Consider the following 3,031-nt stretch of genomic DNA (forward strand, 5'->3'; position numbering starts at 1 on the left):
ACGTTGCCAGGCAATGCAATTATACATAATGAATGCATAATGTAAAACAGCATCATTTATTACTATCGCGGGGTGGAGCAGTCTGGTAGCTCGTCGGGCTCATAACCCGAAGGTCGCAGGTTCAAATCCTGTCCCCGCAACCAAATGGTCCCGTGGTGTAGCGGTTAACATGCCTGCCTGTCACGCAGGAGATCGCCGGTTCGATCCCGGTCGGGACCGCCATTTATTTAAACGACAACGAAACGATTAGGTTTCGTTTTTTTTATGCTCTTTTTGAGGTAGACACTTGGTGAAACTTGGACAAACTAGATAGATAAGATACACTGAATATCAGGGAACCTTCCTTAGAACTGCGGAGTTCTAAGGTTTTTTAGGATAGATTGAGAATACGGGAGGCTGGTCTTTTCCATGACGATAAAGGACGAATTTCAGTTTATCAGCCGAATCCGTCAATATGAGGTCCGACAGTCCGGTTTAGTCGAAGGGATTGGCGATGATGCTGCCCTATATGGAACGAAATCAGATTATCTTGAGGTCGTCTGTACGGATACGCTGGTTGAAGGGGTACATTTTTTAAAAGAATTATCTTCTCCGAAGGAAATCGGCTATAAGGGGCTTGCCGTAAATGTGAGCGATATAGCTGCTATGGGTGGCGTACCAAAGTATTATCTTGTGGCCATTGCGGTACCCAAGTCATGGTCAGAACAGGAGCTTGCCGAATTATATGCAGGAATGGACGAGCTGGCGGAACCGCTTCGCATCGATTTGATCGGAGGAGACACGGTCTCAACCTCGGATAAGCTCGTTCTTACCGTGACGGTGATTGGTGAGGTGAAAAAGGGCAGGCAAAGGCTGCGGAAGGATGCACGTCCGGGAGATGCCGTTTTTGTAACTGGTACAATCGGTGATTCCGCTGCAGGGCTTCAAGCTTTGCTTGGAAATCTTCAACCGGAAGACCAGAATGCAGAATCTTTTTTGATCAACAGGCATAAGCGCCCTGTCCCACAGGTGAAAGCAGGACAGATAATGACCTCTGCAGACCGGGTATCGCTGAATGACATCAGTGACGGACTGGCGAGTGAACTAAATGAAATAAGCGAGTCAAGCTGTGTTAAAATAGTGATAGATAAAACAAGACTTCCAATGAGTGACTCAATGAAGTCACTGAACCATGAGGATGCAGAAAAATGGATGCTGTTTGGCGGAGAAGACTTTGAATTAACGGGTACTGCTCCACTGGCTGTATTCACTGATCTTCAAAAGAAATGCCTGGCAGAAGGAATCCTCCTTACGGAAATTGGACGTGTTGAAGAAGGGCCGGCAGGTGTTTTTTTTACTGAGGACGGAAAGCTGACGAAGCTTGAGAAGTCCGGATATAATCATTTTAAGTAAGGTGAAGTTTATGATAAAGCATGTACTGAAATCAACTCATACAGACGAAACGACACGTCTTGCCATAAGACTCGGAGAGCTTTTGAAGCCGGGGGCTGTCATTACCCTTGAAGGCGATCTTGGCGCTGGAAAGACGACGTTTACTAAGGGACTGGCAAAAGGTCTTGGCATCCGCAAAAACGTCAACAGCCCTACGTTTACGATTATGAAAGAATACCGGGATGGCCGGATTCCTTTGTATCACATGGATGTGTACCGCATGGAAGACAGCGGAGAGGATCTAGGCTTTGATGAATATTTCGAAGGCGACGGCGTGACCGTTGTTGAGTGGGCAAGCATGATAGAAGAGCAGCTTCCAAAGGAGCGGCTGGACATCAGAATTCACCGCTCAGGAGACGATGGGCGTGAAATCCTGCTCATTCCTTTTGGCGAGGACTATATTGGTTTATGTGAGGAGCTTGTAACCGGATGAAAGCATTAGCAATTGATACGTCAAACCTTACACTTGGGGTGGCCCTTGTGGGGGAAGAAACGGTGATGGGTGAGTATGTCACCCACGTCAAACAGAATCATTCGGTCCGTGCGATGCCTGCTGTTGAGTGGGTGCTGCAGGAGTGCGGCGTGAAGCCTGACGAGCTTGACCGTGTGATCGTAGCAGAGGGGCCAGGTTCCTACACCGGACTTAGAATCGGCGTCAGCATTGCAAAGACACTTGCATGGACCCTGAACATTCCGCTTGTCAGTGTTTCAAGTCTTGAAGTGCTGGCTGCAGGAGGCACTTACTTTGACGGAATGATCTGCCCGCTGTTTGATGCACGCAGGGGCCAGGTGTATACAGGACTTTATGAATATGAAGACGGTGTTCTTTTAAATAGAAGAAAAGACTGCAATCTTCTTCTTGCAGACTGGCTTGAAGAGCTGAAGAAAGAAGATAAGCGGATTTTGTTTATTGGCAATGACGTCAGTCTTCACAGGGAACTTATCGAACAGATTCTTGGAGAACAGGCCATGTTTGCAGCGATGACAGAGAACAATCCCAGACCATCCATGCTTGGGAAAATCGGGCTTAAAAAAGACCCTGTTGATCTCCATTCATTTGTCCCGAACTACATTCGCATGGCTGAAGCAGAAGTAAAGTGGCTGGAACAACAGAAATAAGCAGGTGAAAGAGATGAAGCAGGATACAATGGTCATCCGGCCAATGAATGTAACGGATATAGATGCTGTCTATGAAATTGAAACACAGTCCTTTGCCACTCCATGGCTGAAGGAGTCTTTTCATAATGAACTGACGCAGAACCATTTTGCTAAATACCTGGTTGTGGAATTTGACCGGCAAATTATCGGCTATTGCGGACTTTGGATCATTATGGATGAGGCGCAGGTAACGAATATTGCCGTTCTCCCTGCTTTCAGGGGCAATAAAATCGGCGAAACACTGCTTAGCCAGGCGATTGGCGTTGCAAAGGAGTACGGTGCAGGGAAAATCTCGCTTGAGGTCAGGGTGTCAAACCATGTGGCACAGTCCCTGTACAAAAAACTCGGGTTTCAGCCGGGCGGAATCAGAAAGCGGTATTATACCGATAACGGAGAAGATGCTTTAGTAATGTGGGTGGGTTTAAAATGACGAAAAACGATC

At 47.1% G+C, this 3,031-nt stretch carries 4 protein-coding genes and 2 tRNA genes; all 6 read left to right on the forward strand.

What is annotated here, in order from left to right:
• Window positions 1-66: 66 nt before the first annotated feature.
• The 6 genes from ACTSEZ_RS20255 to rimI all read left to right on the forward strand — a co-directional run bounded on the left by ACTSEZ_RS20255 (window position 67) and on the right by rimI (window position 3,019).
• Window positions 67-143: transfer RNA gene (locus tag ACTSEZ_RS20255), tRNA-Met, on the forward strand.
• A 3-nt stretch (window positions 144-146) separates the two neighbouring features.
• Window positions 147-222, forward strand: a tRNA-Asp gene (locus ACTSEZ_RS20260).
• A gap of 186 nt (window positions 223-408) precedes the next feature.
• On the forward strand, window positions 409-1,392 hold the full coding sequence (gene thiL, locus ACTSEZ_RS20265; RefSeq protein WP_369736053.1) for a thiamine-phosphate kinase: 984 nt from the start codon (window positions 409-411) through the stop codon (window positions 1,390-1,392).
• Between the two features lie 10 nt (window positions 1,393-1,402).
• A complete protein-coding gene (gene tsaE, locus ACTSEZ_RS20270; RefSeq protein ID WP_369736054.1) occupies window positions 1,403-1,864 on the forward strand; it encodes a tRNA (adenosine(37)-N6)-threonylcarbamoyltransferase complex ATPase subunit type 1 TsaE in 462 nt (153 codons plus the stop codon).
• Complete coding sequence (gene tsaB, locus ACTSEZ_RS20275; RefSeq protein WP_369736055.1) at window positions 1,861-2,550, forward strand: tRNA (adenosine(37)-N6)-threonylcarbamoyltransferase complex dimerization subunit type 1 TsaB; 690 nt, start codon at window positions 1,861-1,863, stop codon at window positions 2,548-2,550. The genes tsaE and tsaB overlap by 4 nt, the downstream gene beginning before the upstream one ends.
• 13 nt (window positions 2,551-2,563) lie before the next feature.
• Window positions 2,564-3,019: a ribosomal protein S18-alanine N-acetyltransferase gene (gene rimI / locus ACTSEZ_RS20280; protein WP_369736056.1), complete on the forward strand. Its 456-nt coding sequence runs from the start codon at window positions 2,564-2,566 to the stop codon at window positions 3,017-3,019.
• The last annotated feature ends 12 nt before the right edge of the window (window positions 3,020-3,031 follow it).

Source organism: Metabacillus mesotrionivorans, from assembly GCF_052171315.1.
GTDB lineage: Bacteria > Bacillota > Bacilli > Bacillales > Bacillaceae > Bacillus_P.